This window comes from Nannocystis punicea, assembly GCF_026965555.1.
Classification (GTDB): Bacteria; Myxococcota_A; Polyangia; order Nannocystales; family Nannocystaceae; genus Nannocystis; species Nannocystis punicea.
In genome coordinates this window covers 5493139-5510755 of the sequence record NZ_CP114040.1, presented here as the reverse complement: position 1 = coordinate 5510755, position 17617 = coordinate 5493139, and the positions used below count along the sequence as shown (strand labels likewise).

14 protein-coding genes are annotated in these 17617 nt (G+C 73.0%); 10 read left to right on the top strand and 4 right to left on the bottom strand.

Annotated elements, in window-relative coordinates; all coding sequences use genetic code 11:
* Nucleotides 1-524: 524 nt before the first annotated feature.
* The 4 genes from O0S08_RS21285 to O0S08_RS21270 all read right to left on the bottom strand — a co-directional run bounded on the left by O0S08_RS21285 (nt 525) and on the right by O0S08_RS21270 (nt 5091).
* Nucleotides 525-2216, bottom strand: coding sequence for a WD40 repeat domain-containing protein (locus tag O0S08_RS21285; protein ID WP_269041033.1), 1692 nt, complete (start codon nt 2214-2216; stop codon nt 525-527).
* Nucleotides 2217-2381: 165 nt separating this feature from the next.
* Nucleotides 2382-3032 carry an HAD family hydrolase gene (locus tag O0S08_RS21280; RefSeq protein ID WP_269041032.1) on the bottom strand — a complete coding sequence of 217 codons (651 nt, stop codon included), beginning with the start codon at nt 3030-3032 and terminating at the stop codon, nt 2382-2384.
* Nucleotides 3029-3436, bottom strand: a complete 408-nt coding sequence (locus O0S08_RS21275) for an AraC family ligand binding domain-containing protein (protein WP_269041031.1) — start codon at nt 3434-3436, stop codon at nt 3029-3031. Before O0S08_RS21275 ends, O0S08_RS21280 begins: the two co-directional genes overlap by 4 nt.
* Nucleotides 3437-3969: 533 nt before the next feature.
* Nucleotides 3970-5091, bottom strand: coding sequence for a hypothetical protein (locus tag O0S08_RS21270; RefSeq protein ID WP_269041030.1), 1122 nt, complete (start codon nt 5089-5091; stop codon nt 3970-3972).
* Between the two features lie 851 nt (nt 5092-5942).
* On the opposite strand from O0S08_RS21270, the gene fni reads away from it, so the two are divergent.
* The 10 genes from fni to O0S08_RS21215 all read left to right on the top strand — a co-directional run bounded on the left by fni (nt 5943) and on the right by O0S08_RS21215 (nt 17463).
* Complete coding sequence (gene fni, locus O0S08_RS21265) at nt 5943-7007, top strand: type 2 isopentenyl-diphosphate Delta-isomerase (RefSeq protein WP_269041029.1); 1065 nt, start codon at nt 5943-5945, stop codon at nt 7005-7007.
* Nucleotides 7004-7927: a mevalonate kinase gene (mvk, locus tag O0S08_RS21260; RefSeq protein ID WP_269041028.1), complete on the top strand. Its 924-nt coding sequence runs from the start codon at nt 7004-7006 to the stop codon at nt 7925-7927. The genes fni and mvk overlap by 4 nt, the downstream gene beginning before the upstream one ends.
* Nucleotides 7924-8919, top strand: a complete 996-nt coding sequence (gene mvaD, locus O0S08_RS21255) for a diphosphomevalonate decarboxylase (protein WP_269041027.1) — start codon at nt 7924-7926, stop codon at nt 8917-8919. The genes mvk and mvaD overlap by 4 nt, the downstream gene beginning before the upstream one ends.
* A complete protein-coding gene (locus tag O0S08_RS51090) occupies nt 8916-11174 on the top strand; it encodes a hydroxymethylglutaryl-CoA reductase, degradative (RefSeq protein WP_276082613.1) in 2259 nt (752 codons plus the stop codon). The genes mvaD and O0S08_RS51090 overlap by 4 nt, the downstream gene beginning before the upstream one ends.
* Nucleotides 11175-11295: 121 nt before the next feature.
* Entirely contained in the window at nt 11296-12270 is a 975-nt protein-coding gene (gene hpnC / locus O0S08_RS21240) for a squalene synthase HpnC (RefSeq protein WP_269041026.1), read from the top strand.
* Nucleotides 12271-12289: 19 nt separating this feature from the next.
* Nucleotides 12290-13195: a phytoene/squalene synthase family protein gene (locus O0S08_RS21235; protein ID WP_269041025.1), complete on the top strand. Its 906-nt coding sequence runs from the start codon at nt 12290-12292 to the stop codon at nt 13193-13195.
* A 75-nt stretch (nt 13196-13270) separates the two neighbouring features.
* A complete protein-coding gene (gene hpnE, locus O0S08_RS21230; RefSeq protein WP_269041024.1) occupies nt 13271-14623 on the top strand; it encodes a hydroxysqualene dehydroxylase HpnE in 1353 nt (450 codons plus the stop codon).
* A gap of 158 nt (nt 14624-14781) precedes the next feature.
* On the top strand, nt 14782-16044 hold the full coding sequence (locus O0S08_RS21225) for a type III PLP-dependent enzyme domain-containing protein (RefSeq protein WP_269041023.1): 1263 nt from the start codon (nt 14782-14784) through the stop codon (nt 16042-16044).
* Between the two features lie 476 nt (nt 16045-16520).
* Nucleotides 16521-16880 carry a hypothetical protein gene (locus tag O0S08_RS21220; RefSeq protein WP_269041022.1) on the top strand — a complete coding sequence of 120 codons (360 nt, stop codon included), beginning with the start codon at nt 16521-16523 and terminating at the stop codon, nt 16878-16880.
* Nucleotides 16881-17043: 163 nt separating this feature from the next.
* Nucleotides 17044-17463: a hypothetical protein gene (locus tag O0S08_RS21215; protein WP_269041021.1), complete on the top strand. Its 420-nt coding sequence runs from the start codon at nt 17044-17046 to the stop codon at nt 17461-17463.
* The last annotated feature ends 154 nt before the right edge of the window (nt 17464-17617 follow it).

Here is a 17617-nt window from a genome sequence, read left to right as displayed (position 1 = left end):
GGACATGTCCTTGTAGACATGTTTATTCGTGCATGGCGAATACGACATGTTGCATAGTACTTCTTACCCGGCGGCCAGCCACCGTGCGTCGGCCGTCGCACGGCGCGACCGGGCCCCGGATGAAGCGCGGCGAGGGTCGCGGGGCCGGTGTCCGGGGGCGCGCCGGCCCTCGGGCAGTCCTCGGACTTCGACGCGGCTGGCCTGCTTCGCCCAGGCAATTGCCTCGTCCTGCGGAACTCGGTCCGACACGCCCCCGGCCCCCGTCCTCCGGGAGCTCTCTTGGGGCGGCGAAGGTCGACTCCGTCGAGATCCGGGGCCCGCTCGCGCCTGAACTACGGGACAGGTACCCGACGAGCCTGCTTGCCACGAGATCCGGTTTGTCGCGCCGGAACCAAAAGACAGGTACCCGACGCTCCCCTGCCTCGGAAGCGAGCTGTCTCTGCCGCGGACGCTGCTGCCGTACGCCCGACGGCTCGCCGTCACGCCGCCGACCTGATCGTCGGCACACGAGCGAAGGGGATACGTCAAACGCGCCAGAGGCGAAGGCCGTACGCGTCGGCGGCGACGCAGAGCACGCCATCGGCCGAGAGGGCGAGCCCTTCGGCGTCGATCGTGAGGCGCGGGCGCTCGGGGTTCCGTCCGAGGTCGACGCGCTCGACGAGCGTCCCCAGCTTCGCGTCGTAGAGGCTCACCGTGCTCGTCACCGTCTTGCTGCTCGCGTCGTACACCCGCTCGCTGACGACGAGCCGCGCGCCATCGGGCGAGAACGCCAGATGGAAACCGGCGTGGGGGTCCTCGTCCGGGTTGGTCGCGCCGCCCTGGAGCTCGTGGACCACGCGACCCGACTCGAGCTCGACGATCCGCACGACCGACCGCTTGCCGGATGAGCCGAGTGCCACGAGTGCGCCGTCGGCCGAGGCGGCGAAGGTCGTGGCGCCGGCCCAGCTCGTCACGACCGCCCCGGTCGCGAGATCGAGGAGCTTCACGGCGGAAGGGCCCGTGAGCGCCATGGCGCCCTCGTCGTAGGCCTGGATGTGGGCGAGCACGCGGGCCGTGTCGCCGGCGGCGCCGAGCCGGCGCACGTGCTTCACGCGGGGCACCGTCTTCAGCGTCCGCTGCGTGGCGACGTCGAGGACGTGCAGCGTGTCGGCGGTGTCGGCGACGACGACCCTGCCGCCTCCGACGCAGGCCAGCGTCTTGAGCGCGCAGCCCGGCCGCCACGGCTCGCGATGGAGCGGCTTGCCCGTCGCACACGCGCGCAGCACGAGCCGATCGGCGCGTTCGCTCGCCCGCGGGTGCTCGAGCACCGCGACGGTCTGGCCGTCCGCGGACAGGTCCATCGCCTCCGCGTGCTTCTGCTTCCAGAGCCGCTCGCGGCGGCCCACGTCGTGGACGACGACCTCGTGGTTGGCGCCCCATACCACGAGGTGCTGGCCGTCGGCGCTGAACGCCACGCCGCGCGGGTGCTCCTCGTCGAGGACCTCGGGCGGCTGCTTCAGCGGCGGGAAGGACGTGAGGACGACCGGTCGGTCACTCGCAGCGGCGAGCACCTGCGCGCGCACGGGACCGGGCTCCTTCTTCTTCGGGAGGCGCGCGAGGAGCGGCGCCCATGCTTCCGGCGGGAAATCCTCGAGCGAGCGCTCGAGCTCCGCGCGGAGATCGATGTTGAGACTCGCCTCGGCTTTCTTGTCGAGGAAGGCGAAGTACCAGCGGCGCGTGCCGAACTTCGCGAACCATTCGACGAAGTCGTCGAACCCGAGGTCCTTCAGCGGGTACGCAGCGTCGGCGCGGTGCACGAAGTAGATCGTGGGCTTCGCGTCGAAGTAGTCGATGCCGAGCTCGGTCGACTCGCCCGCGACGCTGACGAGCAGCTTGAGCCGCATGCGGAGGTTGAGCCGGTCGAGCGACTTCTTGTCGAAGACGTCCGCATACTCATTGAAGAAACGCTCGTAAAACGGGAGATCCGACCACTCGAGCTCGTCCAGGTCCGCCTTCTTCACGACGACGTGCCCGCGAAACGCCCCCTTCTTGAGCCCGCCGAACATCTCGGCGAGGCCGACGAGGACGGCCTCTTCGCCCTGCAAGGAGAACTTCAGGCCGTCGCTCTTGGCGTAGAAGCGGGCGACGTCGGCGGGCAGGCCCCCCGGAAGGAGGGCGGCGATCGCCGGCTTCAGCTTCGCCAGCTTGCTCGGGGGGGACTTGAGGCGGGGTTCCATGCCAGGGCCAAGACATCATGGATCGGGCACCGACGAGAAGCGGAGATCCCCGGATGACGCACCACGAAGGCCCCCGCACGGCCAGCAAGCGCGACGAATCACGAGGCACATGCCCGGACGAGGCATGTCCCTTCGGACAGCCTCGCCGTCGTCACGACTCGCGCCTCACGCGACCAGCGAGCGCACCAGCCGAGGCAGGTCGAGCGGCGTCGCGGCGCGGTGGTCGGGAGTCTCGGCGCCGGGGTCGGCCGCGTAGCCCCACGCGCACCAGATCGTCGTCGCGCCGAACGAGCGCCCGCACTTCACGTCCGCGGCCGAGTCACCGATCATCAGGGCAGCGCCCGTGCGGCCGACGCGGCGGCTGGCCTCGGCCAGGACCATCGGGCTCGGCTTGCTCTCGGGACAGGTGTCGCCGCCGATCACCGCGGAGAACAGGCGCCCGACCCCGAGCGCCTCGAGCAGCGCCGCGCTGAGGCGCTGCGGCTTGTTGGTCACGCAGGCCAGGCTGCCGAGCGCCGCCAGCTCGACCAGCGCGTCGCCCATCCCCGGGTAGAGCCGGGTCGTGTCGGCGATGTGGGCCAGGTAGTCGGCCTCGTAGGCCGCGCGGACGTCGTCGACCGTCCCGCCCGCGCCGACGTACTCCTTGAAGCAGCTGCGGTACAGGTGGTCCATGCCGGCGTTCACGTACGGGCGGTACGTGTCACCTGGCTGTTCGGACAGGCCGAAGCTCGCGCGCACCCGCAGCACCGCCGCCACCATGTCGTCGCGGCTGTCCTCGAGCGTGCCGTCGAGGTCGAGGGCGATCAGGTGGCTCACGACTTGCCTCCGCCGGCCAGGTCCTCGACGCTGCCGCGGCCGTCGCCGTGCTCGGTGACGTGGCGCTCGCCGCTGCGCGAGCCCTTGTAGGCCGAGAACGTGCGCCCGTTGTGGCTACGGACCTCGTGCTGCACCCCCGACGGGATGATCAGGATGTCGCCGGCCTCGAGCGTCACCGGCCCCTCGTCGAAGTGGAACGTCGTCACCCCGCTGACCGCCCCGCGGATCTCCTCCTCGTCGTGCGCGTGCCGGCTGCGGAAGAACCACGGCGGCACGGTCTGAAGGTCGTAGCTGCGGAAGCCGAAGCGGGCCATCTCGGCCGCCACCGACTCGGCGGTCGGCTCGACGTTGTGCGGCCACTTGTACACGGTCACGCCGTTGGGGAGCCTTTGCGTCAGGTGCATCGCGCCCGATCCGTAGCGCGACTCCCTGGCCGCGCGCAACCGCGGCGGAGCGGCCGCGGGCCCCGCTCCCTGAACCCGGCCCCACGGCCGCGGCTGCGGCGAGGTCGCGGCGCTGGCCCGCCGCGCACGCCAGCCGGACCGCTCGACCTGGCGCGCGCGCCAGGAACGGGACCGGCGCGCTGTCGCGGCCGCGGATGCGCCCCGGCGCCGTCATGAGCACGACGTACACGGCCCGCCGAGCAGCCTCGTCGCCTTCATGGGCAGCCGGCGCACACGGCCGCCGGGCGGCCTCGTCGCCCGCAGCCGACCTGCGTCCGCCGGGCAGCCTCGTCGTCCGCCGCGACCTCGCAGCCGACCTGCGCCCGCGGTCCCCCGCGCCGAGGCCTCCGGACCGTAACCTGCCCCTCGGGACAGCTCTCCCCTGAGATCGAGCCCTCACGACCGACGAGTGGCATGTCGAAAAAGACATGTTCGCATGGACATGTCCTCACCACCATGTCCCATCGACCCTGCTCACGCCGGCGCCGACGCGCTCACTCGCAAGTCGCGCCGGTCAGCTTGCCACCGCCGAGGTCGGCCTCCCCCTCGACGCACTGCTCTCCGGGGCTGCAGTCGGCGTCGGTGAGGCACTCGCCGCAGACGCCGAACTGGACCAGGCCCATGAGACTCGCCGCGCCGCAGTGGCCGGACGCGCAGGCCGCGTCGCTGTTGCAGCCGCCGTTGTTCGCCACCGAGCCCTTGGCCACGCAGTCGAACCGCCCGCTGAAATCGGCGACGTCGTACTTCGGCGCGCACACGGGCGTCGGAGCGCTGCAGTCCGCGTCGGTCTGGCACTCGCCGCAGGTCGAGACCGTGATGATGCCGGGGACCTCGATGACCGCCGCGCAGACGCCGTTGTTCGGGTCGGAGCAGACCGCGTCGGACTGGCAGCCGTCGCCGGGGCCGCCGTCGTTGCACACGGCCCCCGGGCCGGTGAACGGGTTGGGCCCCGTGCAGCCTCCGCCGTCGCAGTCGGCGTCGACCAGGCACTCGCCACAATAGCCGCCGAAGACCGGATAGACGAAGCACTTGCCGGAGCTGCAGCCGCACCCGCTCGGCTGCGTGCAGGTCGCGCCGTCGGGCTGAAGGGGCAGGTCCTCGCACGGCCCGATGTCCGTGGTCATCGGCCCGGCCGAGGTGTCGGTGGTGGCCGTCGTCGTCCCCTCCGTCGTCGTCCCCTCCGTCGTCGTCCCCTCCGTCGTCGTCCCCTCCGTCGTCGTCCCCTCCGTCGTCGTCCCCTCCGTCGTCGTCCCCTCCGTCGTCGTCCCCTCCGTCGTCGTGGGGCTCTCCGTCGTGCCGGTCGTGCCCATCCCGCTGCCGCCGCACGCCGGCTCGTTCGGGTACATCATGGCGAAGGCCACGAGGCCGGACTCGCAGGCGTCGACGCAGCCCTGCGCGATCTCGGGCGTGCTCTGCCAGCACGTCCCCGCCTGGCCGAAGCCCGCCTCGGCGTCGGGTAGCTCGGACGGCAAGACGACCGCGACGCACGCCAGGTACTTCTCGCATGCGGCGTGGCCCTGACCGCCGCCGGTCGGATCGCCGCTCGGATTGCCCGATCCCTCGGTGGCAGTTTCGCCGGGCTCCTTCGCGGAGCTGCAGGCCGCGAGCCAGAGCATGGACAACAGCGCGCACGAACAAGCACGACGAGCGAAGACCATGCGTCGACCTCTATCAGAGCAACATCGGCCCGACAAGCGCTCCCGGCGGCCTGGGGCCGCGGAGACCCGACCCCCGGATCCATCGATCCGGGCTCGAGTTCGCGACCTCGGGCCCTGCGACTCGACATGTCCCTTCGGACACCTCGCGCCTTCGCTCCGTCGCGCTCGCCGCGACGGGCGTCTGTGGCGATCGGTCTCGACATGACCCTTCGGACATCTCGTCCGCGACGCCGCCGTCTCGCCCGGCACCTGGTCCTACGGACAGATCGATCGCAGCGTCGGCCCCTCACCGGCGACGGCGGGCCGAGCTGCAGCTCGGCATCGAGCGCGCCGCGCTGAACCTCCGCGCTGGCTCGCGGACCACGGCCTCTGCTGCGGCGGAGCCGACGGGTAGGTCGACGGCCGGCTCTTCGCCGACGACGGCGACCCGTGCGGGCTGTCCTCCCGCGCAACACCCGCGACCTCTCCGCCTTCTTCTTGCCGCAGGTCCGCGAGACCCTCTTTCTGGAGGACGGCACCTCGCTCGCGGCCATCCGGAGGGCCCTCCCACGCGGCCTGGAATGACCTGGCCGATCGGTCATGCCCGATCCGACATGTCCTGAGAACGCGGTTCGAGCGGCCGTGCGCGCGCGTGCGGACCGGCTGCGGGATCACCCGAAGGCGCTCGGCCCTGTGCTGCGGATCACGGGTCCGGGCGGCGCCGGCGCCCGTCTTTTGCGACATCCGGGCGCGGGAACGAGTTTCCGCACGGGCCGGCGCGTGGCGGAGCGGGCGGCCACCTGGGGCTAGCAGCTACATTGCCGGGGCTCATGGCCGATCGCCTCGACATCTCGCAGCGCAAGAAGGATCACCTCGCCCTGTGCGCCGGCGACAACGTCGGTTTCCGGGACAAGACCAGCCTCCTGGAGCAGGTGGAGCTGGTGCACGATGCCCTGCCCGAGATGCACCTCGACGACATCGACTCGAGCGTCGAGCTGCTCGGCAAGCGCCTGCGCGCGCCCGTCGTCATCGCCGCGATGACCGGCGGCACCGAGGAGGCCGCGGTCATCAACCAGGACCTCGCGCGCGCCGCCGACCAGCTCGGCCTCGGCTTCGGCCTCGGCAGCCAGCGGGCCATGTTCGTCCGCCCGCACACCGCCCACACCTTCAAGGTCCGCGAGCAGGCCCCGAACGTCCTCTTGCTCGGCAACCTCGGCATCGTCCAGGCCCGCGCCATGACCACCGCCGAGATCGCGACCCTGTGCCGCGACACCGGCGCCGACGCCCTCTGCATCCACCTCAACCCGGCCATGGAAATCGTCCAGCCGGGCGGAGATCGCGACTTCTCGCGCGGCCTCGACACCCTGCGCCGCCTCGTCGAGGAGCTGCACATCCCGGTCGTCGCCAAGGAGACCGGCTGCGGCCTGTCGCGCGGCGTCGCCGAGCGGGTCCGCAGCGTCGGCGTCGAGCACCTCGACGTCAGCGGCTCGGGCGGCACCAGCTGGGTCGCCGTCGAGGCCCACCGCGCCGTCGACCCCGACGAGCGGGCCCTCGCCGACGAGCTGTGGGACTGGGGCATCCCCACCGCCGCCAGCGTCCTGCAGGTCCAGGGCCTCGGCTTCCGCGGCATCGTCGCCACCGGCGGCCTGCGCACCGGCAGCGACGTCGCCCGCGCGGTCGCCCTCGGCGCCACCGCCGGCGGTCTCGCGGCGCCGGTGCTCAAGGCCCACCGCGCCGGCGGCTACGACGGCGTGGTCGCCTTCCTCCGCCGCGTCGTCCTCACCGTCCGCAGCATCATGCTCCTCACCGGCTCGCGCACCGTCGCCGACCTGCAGCGCGCCCCGCGGGTGCTCGGCCCCACCCTCGCCCGCTGGGTCCCGGAGCCGCGGCGATGAGCATCCCCCTGCACCCGCGCGCCGAGGCGCACGGCAAGGTCATCGTCCTCGGCGAGCACGCCGTCGTCTACGGCTACCCGGCCGTCGCCGCCGGCCTGCCGCAGGGCATCGTCCTCGAGGCGCGCCCGCGGCCCGACCCGCGCCTGCCGATCACCCTCACCGTCCCCGCCTGGGACCTCGACCTCGAGCTGCACGCCGGCAGCGATCATCCGGTCGCGCGCGCCTGCCTCGAGGTCCTCGCCCACTGCGACGGCCCCGTCACCGGCTGGGCGATCCACGGCACCAGCGCCTTGCCCTCGCGCGCCGGCCTCGGCTCCTCGGCGGCGCTCACCGTGGCTCTCGCCCGCCTGGTCTTCGGGCCAGACGCCGGCGTCGACGACGTCGTCGCCGCCTCGCTGGCCGGCGAGCGCGTGTTCCACGGCGAGCCCTCGGGCCTCGACAGCCGCGTCGCCGCCCAGGGCGGCGTCCTCCGCTACGTCCGCGGCGAGCCGCCGCGCTCGATCAACCCCGGCGCCCCGCTGCCGCTCTGCATCATCCCCAGCGGCATCCCGCGCAGCACCGCCGATCAGGTCGCGCGCTGCCGCAGCCGCCTCGAGCACCTGCCGAGCGTCGTCCGCCCGGTCCTGATCGCCATCGGTCAGGCCGTCGAGTCGGGCATCCACGCCATCGAGCACGGCGACCTCGACACTCTCGGCGTCCTCTTCGACGTCGCCCACGGCCTGCTCGGCGCGCTCGACGTCTCCTCGCCCGCGCTCGATCGCATGGCCGCCGACGCGCGGGCCGCCGGCGCGCGCGGGGCCAAGCTCACCGGGGCCGGCTGCGGCGGCTGCCTGCTGGCCCTCGCCGGCGACGCCCCCGACAGACTCACCGCCGCCTTCCCCTCCCTCCGTCCGCTGTTCGTCGAGGTCGCCGCGTCATGAAGAGCGCCCGCGCCGTCGCCCACACCAACATCGCCCTCGTCAAGTACTGGGGGAAGCGCGACTCGTCGCCGCCCGACCTCAACCTGCCGGCCGTCGGCTCGCTGTCGCTGACCCTCGATCGTCTGCGCAGCGAGACGACCGTCTGTCCCGGGGACCAGGACTCTTTCCACCTGAACCAAGAGCCAGCCTCGGGCGAGGTCGCGGCCAAGGTGATGCGCCAGCTCGACCGCGTGTGGCAGGCCGCCGGCCACGCCGGTCCGCGCCCGGCCTGCGCCGTCGCCTCGCACAACTACCTGCCCACCGCCGCCGGCCTCGCCAGCTCGGCCTCGGGCTTCGCCGCGCTGACCCTCGCCGCCGCCGCCGCCTTCGACTACGAGCCCGGCCGGCCCGCCCTCTCGGCCCTCGCGCGCCGCGGCTCCGGCTCGGCCGCGCGCTCGCTGTGGGGCGGCTTCGTCCGCCTCGAGCGCGGCGTCCTCCCGGACGGCAGCGACTGCCGGGCCTACCCGCTGCAGCCGCAGTCGCACTGGGACGTCCGCCTGCTCATCGTCCACACCGAGCGCGGCCCCAAGGCGATCGGCTCGACCGCCGGCATGCAGCGCAGCCGCGACACCTCGCCCTACTACGGCCCGTGGGTCGACACCTCCGAGGCCGACCTCGCCGCCGCCGAGGCCGCGCTGGCGGCCCGCGACCTGGCTGTCCTCGGGGACATCCTCGAACACTCCTGCTTCAAGATGCACGCCTGCATGATGGCCAGCCGCCCGCCGATCGTGTACTGGCGCGGCGCCACCCTCGACGTCATCCACGCGGTGTGGCGCCTGCGCGCCGAGGGCCTGCGCGGCTACGTCACCAGCGACGCCGGACCGCACGTCAAGGTCCTGTGCGCCGCGGACCAGGCCGACGAGCTGGCCGTCCGCCTGCGCGGCGTCGCCGGGGTCCACGCGGTCGACGTCGTCGGCCCCGGCCCCGACCCCACCGTCGAGGTGTTCGCGTGACCCGCCTGGCAGTCTCCGCCCCGGGCAAGGCGTTCTTGATCGGCGAGTACGCGGTGCTCGCCGGCGCCACCGCCCTCGTCACCGCCGTCGGCCGCCGGGCCGTCGCCGCCGACTGCGACGACCCCGACCGCCCGCCGGCCTCGGCGCTGACCGAGGCCGCCTACGCGCATGTCCGCCAGTTCCTGTCCGAAAGCACAGGAACCAAAGCACCTGGCCCCTTGACCAGCGTCGACACCGGCTCGTTCGCCGCCGGCGCGCGCAAGCTCGGGCTCGGCAGCTCGGCCGCGGCCGTCGCCGCGGTGGTCGGCTTCCACCTCGCCGAGGCCGGCCACGACCTCGAGGACCCGGCCGTCCGCGCCATCGCCCTGCGCCTGGCCCAGGCCGCCCACGCCCAGGTCCAGGGCGGCGGCAGCGGGGCCGACGTCGCCTGCGCGGTCCTCGGCGGCACGATCGCCTTCACCCGCGGCGAGGCCCCGGTCCCGGTCGCCCACCCGGCCTGGCTGCACATCGGCTTCTTCGACGCCGGCGCGCCCGCCGACACCGCCTCGTTCGTCCAGCAGGTCCGCGCCGCCGGCGAGCGCGACCCCGCCGCCCACGCCGCCGCCACCGCCCAGCTGCGCCGCGCCGCCGAGCTGTTCCGCGGCGGCTACGACAGCACCGACGCCGACGTCGGCCTCACCGCCATCCGCGACGCGGTCGCCCTCCACAACGACGGCCTGCGCGCCCTGCAGCGCCTGAGCGACGCCCCGATCGTCACCCCGACGATCGCCACGATCGTCGATCAGGCCGCGCGCATGGGCCTCGCCGCCAAGCCGAGCGGCGCCGGCGGGGGCGACCTCGTGGTCGTGTTCGCCGCCCGTCAGGCCGACCTCGACCTGCTCGCCGAGCGACTGCATCGCGAGCACGGCCTGGCCGCGATCGGCCGCCTCCCTGTGGCCGCCCCCGGCCTGCGCCGCGACGAGCGGCCGCCGCTGTCCTCGCGCATGTCCGGCTTCTTCCGCCTCGGCGTCGACGGCCGGCGCGACGCAGTCGCGGCCGCCACCCACATCCCGCGCGACCGCTTCGCCGCCCTCGACCCCGGCAGCCTCGACCTCGGCAGCGCCGACAACCTGATCGAGAACGTCATCGGCACGCTCGAGCTCCCGCTCGCGGTCGCCACCAACTTCCGCATCAACGGCCGCGACTTCCTGGTGCCGATGGCCGTCGAGGAGGCCTCGGTGGTCGCCGCGGCCTCCAACGCCGCCAAGATGATCCGCGCCGGCGGCGGCTTCTTCGCCCGCAGCGACCCGCCGTGGATGATCGCCCAGGTCCAGCTGACCGCGCCCAGGGCCGGCGAGCCCGCGCCGCAGCCGGCCGTCGCGGCCATCCACGCCGCGCGGGGGGACCTGCTCGCCCTCGCCGACTCGGCCCACCCGCGCCTCGTCGCTCGCGGCGGCGGCGCGCGCGACCTGCTGGTCCGCGTCCTCGCGCCCGACATGCTCGTCGTCGACGTCGTCGTCGACTGCCAGGACGCCATGGGCGCCAACCTGCTCAACACGATCGCCGAGGTCCTCGCGCCCCGCCTTTCGGACATGACCGGATGGACAGCCGGTCTGCGGATCCTCAGCAACCTCGCCGATCGCCGGCGGGCCCACGTCACCTGCCGCGTGCCTCCTGGCGCGCTGGCCGGGCGCGGCTTCTCGGGCGCCGCCGCGGCGGCCGGCATCGCCTCCGCCTCGCGCTTCGCCGAGCTCGACCCCTACCGCGCCGCCACCCACAACAAGGGCGTCATGAACGGCGTCGACGCGGTCGCCCTCGCCACCGGCCAGGACTGGCGCGCGATCGAGGCCGGCGCCCACGCGTACGCGGGTCTCACCGGCGCCTACCGTCCGCTCGCCACCTGGCGGCTCGACCCCGAAGGCTGGTTGTGCGGCGCGATCAGCCTGCCTGCGGCTGTGGGCGTGGTCGGGGGCGCCACCAAGGTGCACCCCGCGGCCAGGCTCGCGCTCGAGATCCTCGGCGCGACCTCGGGCGCCGAGCTGGGTCAAGTCATGGCCGCAGTCGGACTCGCCAGCAATCTCGCGGCCTTGCGCGCCCTCGCCACCGAAGGCATCCAGCGCGGCCACATGTCGCTCCACGCCCGCTCCGTCGCGGTCGGGGCCGGGGCCCAGGGCGCGGAGGTCGACCTCCTCGTCCACCGACTCGTGGAGTCGGCCGAGATCAAGCACGATCGCGCGGTCCTCCTGCTGCACGAGCTCCGATCCGAAAGCCGTTAGACTTCCGCTCACCCTGAGAACCTCGCGGCGGCTCGCAACGACACACCGCGTCCTGCACCAGCACGATCGCCGAAGCCCCGCACGACCTCGCCTCGCCTGTCACTCCTCGGAGAACCCCGTCATGGTCAGCGCCACGGAACCCCGCCTCTTCTGCGTCCCTCCGCCTCCCGAGGGCGACCTCGAGGGTCAGCGCGTCAGCTCGCCCGACGGGGCCCCTCCCGGCCCGTGGACCCTCGAGACGGCCTATCGCTACTGCGAGCGCATGGCCACCACGCACTACGAGAACTTCCCGGTCGCCTCGCGCTTCCTGCCGGCGCACCTGCGGCCGAACATCATGGCGATCTACGCCTTCGCCCGCACCGCCGACGACTTCGCCGACGAGCCGCGGTTCGAGAGCCGCCGCGTCGACGCCCTCGATCGCTGGGAGCAGCTGCTGGTCGCCGCCTACCACAAGGAGATCCAGCACCCGGTGTTCCTGGCCCTGCGCGACACGGTGCGCCGCCACAACATCCCGATCGGCCCGTTCAAGGCGCTGCTGACCGCCTTCCGCATGGACCTCACGCAGAAGCGCTACGGCATGTTTGCCGAGCTGCGCCACTACTGCAAGCACTCGGCCCACCCGGTCGGCCAGCTGGTGCTCTACGTCCACGGCCACCACGAGCCCGAGCTGCACCGCTTCAGCGACGAGATCTGCGCCGCCCTGCAGATCGCCAACTTCCTCCAGGATCTGAGCGTCGACACCCCGCGCGGCCGCTGCTACCTGCCCGAGGAGGACCTCGTCCACTTCAACGTCACCCGCGAAGACCTGCTCGCCGCCCGCCACACCCGCGCCTTCAAGGAGCTGATGGCGTTCTCGGTCTCGCGCTGCCGCAGCATGTTCCTCCGCGGCTACCCGCTGGTCCGCCGCGTCGAGCCCGGCCTGTCGATGGAGCTCGAGGCGACCTGGCGCGGCGGCATGGCCATCCTCCAGCGCATCGAGGACCTCGACTACGAGGTGCTCGGCTTCCGCCCCACCCTCGAGAAGCAAGACATGCTCGGCATCGCCGCGCGCTCGATCTTCTCGTTCGGCCGCCGCTTCCTCCGCGGCGAGGTGTAGCTGCACGATGGCCCAGCTCATGGAACTCGCGCGCACGATCCCGAGCGGCGCCGTCGCCCTGTGGCGGCGGCTGGTGCAGCGCTCCAACTCGAACTTCAAGTTCGCGTTCTTGTTCCTGGGCCCCGAGCAGCGCGAGGGCCTGCAGCAGGTCTACGAGTTCTGCCGCGTCGTCGACGACATCGTCGACGAGCGCGAGCCCGGGCCCGCCGGCGAGGAGGCGGCCCGCCGCGCCCTGGCCGGCTGGAGCGCCGAGGTCGCGCGGATCTACGGCGACGCCTACGTCGACGACGACCCGCCGCACACCGAGCTCGGGCGCCAGCTGGCCGAGAGCAACAAGCACTTTCACTACCCGCGCGACGCCTTCGACGAGATCATCGCCGGCGTCGCCATGGACCTCGACCGCAACACCTACGACGACATGGAGCAGCTGCGGCTCTACTGCTACCGCGTCGCCTCGTGCGTCGGCTTCCTGTGCCTGGCGCTCTTCAAGGACCAGCGCGAGCCGGCCCGCCGCTACGCCGAGCACCTCGGCCTCGCGCTGCAGTACACCAACATCCTCCGCGACGTCGCCGAGGACGCCGCGCGCGGCCGGATCTACCTCCCGCTCGAGCTGCTGGCGCGCCACGGCCTCACGCCCGACGACGTCTTCAACTACCGCTACGACGGCCGGTTCGTCGGCGCCGCGGCCGACTTCGCCGCCGCGGCGGAGCGCGAGTACCACGCCGCCTGGGCGCTGCTGCCGGAGATCCAGCAGCGCCGCCTCCTGCCGGCCGAGATCATGGGCCGCACCTACTACGAGATCTTGCAGGAGATCCGGGCCCGCAACTACAACGTGTTCACCCGCCGCGCCTCGCTGCGCCGCCGCGACAAGCTCCGCGTCGCCTTCCTCGCGCTGGCCCGCGCCGGGGCCAGCGTCCTGTCCTGAGCGTCCTGTCCCGGGGGCCATGTCCCCCCGGACCTGTCGCTTTGGCCCTGTCCTCTCGAGAATGTCCTTTCCGTCATGTCCGAAAGCACCCGCAGCGTCATCGTGATCGGCGGCGGCCTCGCCGGCCTGTCCGCCGCAGTGCGCCTGGCCGAGGCCGGCCGGGTCGTCACCCTGATCGAGGCCACCCGCGCCGGCGGAGGCCGGGCCCGCTCGTTCCACGACGCCACCCTGGACCGCGAGGTCGACAACGGCCAGCACCTGATGATGGGCTGCTACCGCGAGACCCTGGCGTTCCTGCGCGCGATCGACAGCACCGACGGCGTCTACTTCCAGAAGAACCTCGAGGTGACGATGGTGAAGCCGGGCGGCAAGCGGCTGCACCTGCAGTGCCCGGCCCTGCCGGCGCCGCTGCACCTCGCCACCGGCCTTTTGACCATGCGCGGGCTCGGCGTGCTCGACAAGGCCGCGGCCCTGCGCGCCGGCCTCATGCTGCGCGGCGAGGTCCAGCGCCCCGACGACAACGAGACCTGCGACAGCTGGCTGCGCCGCCTGGGCCAGACCGCGACCCTGCGCAACGCCTTCTGGGACCCGCTGATCTGGGGCACCCTCAACGACGACCCCCTGGTCTCGTCGGCGGCGATGTTCACCGCCGTGCTCGACCGCGCCTTCCTCACCAGCCGCGACGCCTCGCGCCTCGGCGTGCCCAAGGTCCCGCTGTCGCGCCTCTACGTCGAGCAGTCGCTGGCCTACCTGCGCGCCCGCGGCTGCGAGCTGCGCCTCGGCGAGCCGGTGCGCGCGCTCGAGGTCGTGAACTCGCGCGTCACCGGCGTCACCCTCAAGTCGGGCGACACCCTCGCCGCCGACGTCGTCGTCTCGACCGTCCCCCCGCAAGCCTTTCTGGACATGCTCCCGGGGACATTGCCCAACCACCCTGTCTATCAGGACATCGCCCGCCTGCGCCCGTCGCCGATCGTCAACCTGTGGTTCTCGGTCGACCGCGCCCCGTTTGAGGACCCGTTCGTCGGCCTGGTCGCCGGCCCGCTGCACTGGATGTTCAACCGCTCGCAGATCGAGGGCGAGGTCGGCAGCGAGGTCATGATGAACTGCACGATCAGCGCCGCCCGGGCCTGCGTCGACGACCCGCCGGAGACCCTGCAGGCGCTGCTGCAGTCCGAGCTCCAGCGCTACTTCCCGGCCGCCGGCCCCCAGGGCCCCAAGATCAAGCGCTTCAAGGTCATCAAGGAGAAGCGCGCCACCATCTCCCACGCCGCCGGCACCTACCACTGCCGCCCCGAGGTCACCGGCCCCGTGCGCGGCCTCTACATGGCCGGCGACTGGGTCCGCACCGGCCTGCCCGCCACCATCGAGTCCGCCGTCCAGAGCGGCCACGACGCCGCCAAGGCGATCCTCACCAGCGAACGCAACTGACGCGGCGCCGGCCGCACGCGCTCCAGACCTCGGCTCCTCGCAACGCCTCACGCCGCCGTGGCCGACCCGCGCAGCGGCCGTCGCCGCAGGCAGCGCGCCGCCATGCGAGGGGTGTGGCGCTCTGGCGCGCGCGCGCGACATGGGCGACGCTCTCGATCGTGCCGATCGCCGTCGACGCCCGTCCTGCGCCCGAACAGCTCGCAGAGGCCTTCCGCCGCGTACGCGCGGCCGGTCACGCCGACGAGCCGGCGGTGCTCGTCCACGACCTCGACCGCCTCCGCGCCAAGCTCGCCGACGTCGCCGCTGCGTTCGCGGGACCCCGCGCCTTGCACACCGTGGCGATCAAGGCCAACCCGCTGGTCGGCGTCCTGCGCGTCGCGGTGGCCGCGGGCGCCGGTCTCGAGGCCGCCTCCATCGAGGAGGTCCACCTGGCCCTTCGAGCAGGTTGCAGCCCCGACCGGATCGTCTTCGACTCCCCGGTCAAGACCGAGGCCGAGCTGGCCGAGGCCCTGCGCATGGGCCTGCGGATCAACGCCGACAACTTCGCCGAGATCGAGCGGATCGCCGCCCTCCACACCCCGGCCTGCGCCAGCCGGATCGGCCTGCGGATCAACCCCGAGCTCGCCGAGGCCGCCATCGCCCTCACCAGCGTGGGCCACCGCGGCAGCCGCTTCGGCGTCCCTCTGTCGCAGCACTCTGCCATCGTCGAGGCCTTCGCCCGCCACCGCTTCCTCACCGGCCTGCACGTCCACATCGGCTCGCAGGGCGTCACGATCCCCGAGCTCGTCGACGGCGTCGCCCGCGTGTGGCAGCTGCGGCGCGAGCTGGTCGCCGTGCGACCTGTCCCGCTCGACATGTTCGACCTCGGCGGCGGCCTGCCTGCCCAGTACCGCGACGACGCCCCACGCCTCACTCCCACGGCCTACGCCGCCGCCCTGCGCGCCGCCGTCCCCGACCTGTTCCGCGGCGACGTCCAGCTCGTCACCGAGTTCGGCCGCTCGATCCTCGCCGACTGCGGCTTCGTCGTCTCGCGCGTCGAGGTCGTCAAGCCCGGCCCCGTCGCCGGCCTTCACGTCGGCGCCGACCTGTTCGTGCGCCGCGTCTACCGCCCCCACGAGTGGCACCACGACTTCCTCGCCATAGGCCGCGACGGCCTGCCCCTCGCCGGCGACCCCGTCGCCACCACCCTCGCCGGCCCGCTGTGCTTCGGCGGGGACGTGCTCGCCCGCGACCTCCCGTTGCCGGCCCTCGCCCCCGGCGACCACGTCCTGATCCGCGACACCGGCGCCTACACCCTGTCGATGTGGTCGCGCTACTGCAGCCGGGCGATCCCCGCCGCCCTCGGCCTCGACGGCGACGCGGTCACCGTCCTCCGCCCGCGCGACACCATCGCCGACGTCGTCGCCTTCTGGGGCGGGTGACCTCTCGGACATGCCCGAACGGTCATGCTCCATTCCACATGTCCGTGTCGACATGTCTCATCGACCAGCCAGGCGCACTCTCGTCTCGCCCGCCCGCGCTCGATCCCCGCTGCCACGCGGCAACGACCAGACTCGCCCTCGCCGTCGTTCGCCCGTCCGCACTTGAGCCCCCACGTGGATGCACCGCTCCACGCTCGGCGGCCCACTGCTCCGCGCTCACTCTGGTCGCGCTGGAAGCACCCGCGCGAGATCCCGCAGCGCCCCCGCGTTCGCCAGCGCTCACCGCCACGCCGCGCCGACACACGCGGTTTCGCGGCACTCGCGAGTACGACGTTGACGCCTGCGCCCCGACCTCGCCCGGCAAACACCCGCCGGCGACGCGATTGACCCTCCCCCGCGCCCTTTCTTAAAGTTGCGGACTGGGGGCGACGCGTCGCTCCCTCCCATCCACCCAGCCGCGCTGCGGAGCCACGACCATGTCCATCGCCTTCGAAGAGCTCCTGACGCCCCGGGGTCGCCCGTACGTGCGCGTGACCGTCGCCGGCGAGTTCGGCCTCACCGAGGCCGAGCAGTTCGTCCAGCGCTTCGGCAAGGACGGCCCCTACTACATGAAACCCTCGATGTCGGTGGTCCCGCGCGGCACCGAGTACACCACCGAGGCGCGCAAGCACCTTCAGACCATGGGCGAGGCCGGCCCGACCTGCACCGTCACCAGCAGCCCGCTCGTCCGCGCGGCCATCAACCTGATGCTCCGCCTCAGCGGCCGCCCCAACACCCTCCGCCTGTGCGGCACCGAGTCCGAGGCGCTCGCCTGGCTCGACGAGCGGCTCTCCTGACCCTCGCCGCGCCCAGGCCCGTCGCCTCTCCCGACATGTCCCGAAGGCCATCTTCGGAGCCCGCTCGACGGGCCGCTGTCGCCACCTGTCCTCGCCGTTCGTAGCTCCTGCGAGCCGCGCCGCCGTCGAGACAATCGGCGCCCCCCTCGACTAAGCTCCGCCCATGCACGAAGCGCTGCTGCTGCACTCGCGAGAGGCGTTCCAGGTCTGGCTGGCCGGCGACGTCGAGGTCCGGGACGAGCTCTACGCCCTGATCGGCGAGCCGCTCGGCACCGACCTCGAGTCCCTCGACACCCTGGAGTCCTTCCTCCTGGCCAGGTACCGCCGCCCGAACCAGATCTTGAAGATCGGCGAGCGCGAGATCCTCGACGCCGCGGCCCGTCACATCGGCCTCGTCATGCTGCTCAACCTCGACGACGCCGCCTGGGCCATCGAGCTGGACGACGAGGACAACGTCTACTACCGCCTGCCCATCATCCGCCTCGCCGACGGCGCCGAGGAGTGCCCGCTGACGATGGTCACCGCCGCCCTCGATCGCCGCAAGCGCAGCTACCTGCGCGGCGTCGTCGAGAGCTACGCCTGACGGCATGACCGGCGACGCGAGCCGCCCTGGCCGCTGCCAGTCCCATCGGCCCCGTCATGCGGCTCGACCTCCATCGAGCAGGACGACGAGGACCCCCTACTGTCGCCCGCCAACCGCGCCGAGGAGTGCCCCTGACGCGGATCACCGCCGCGCT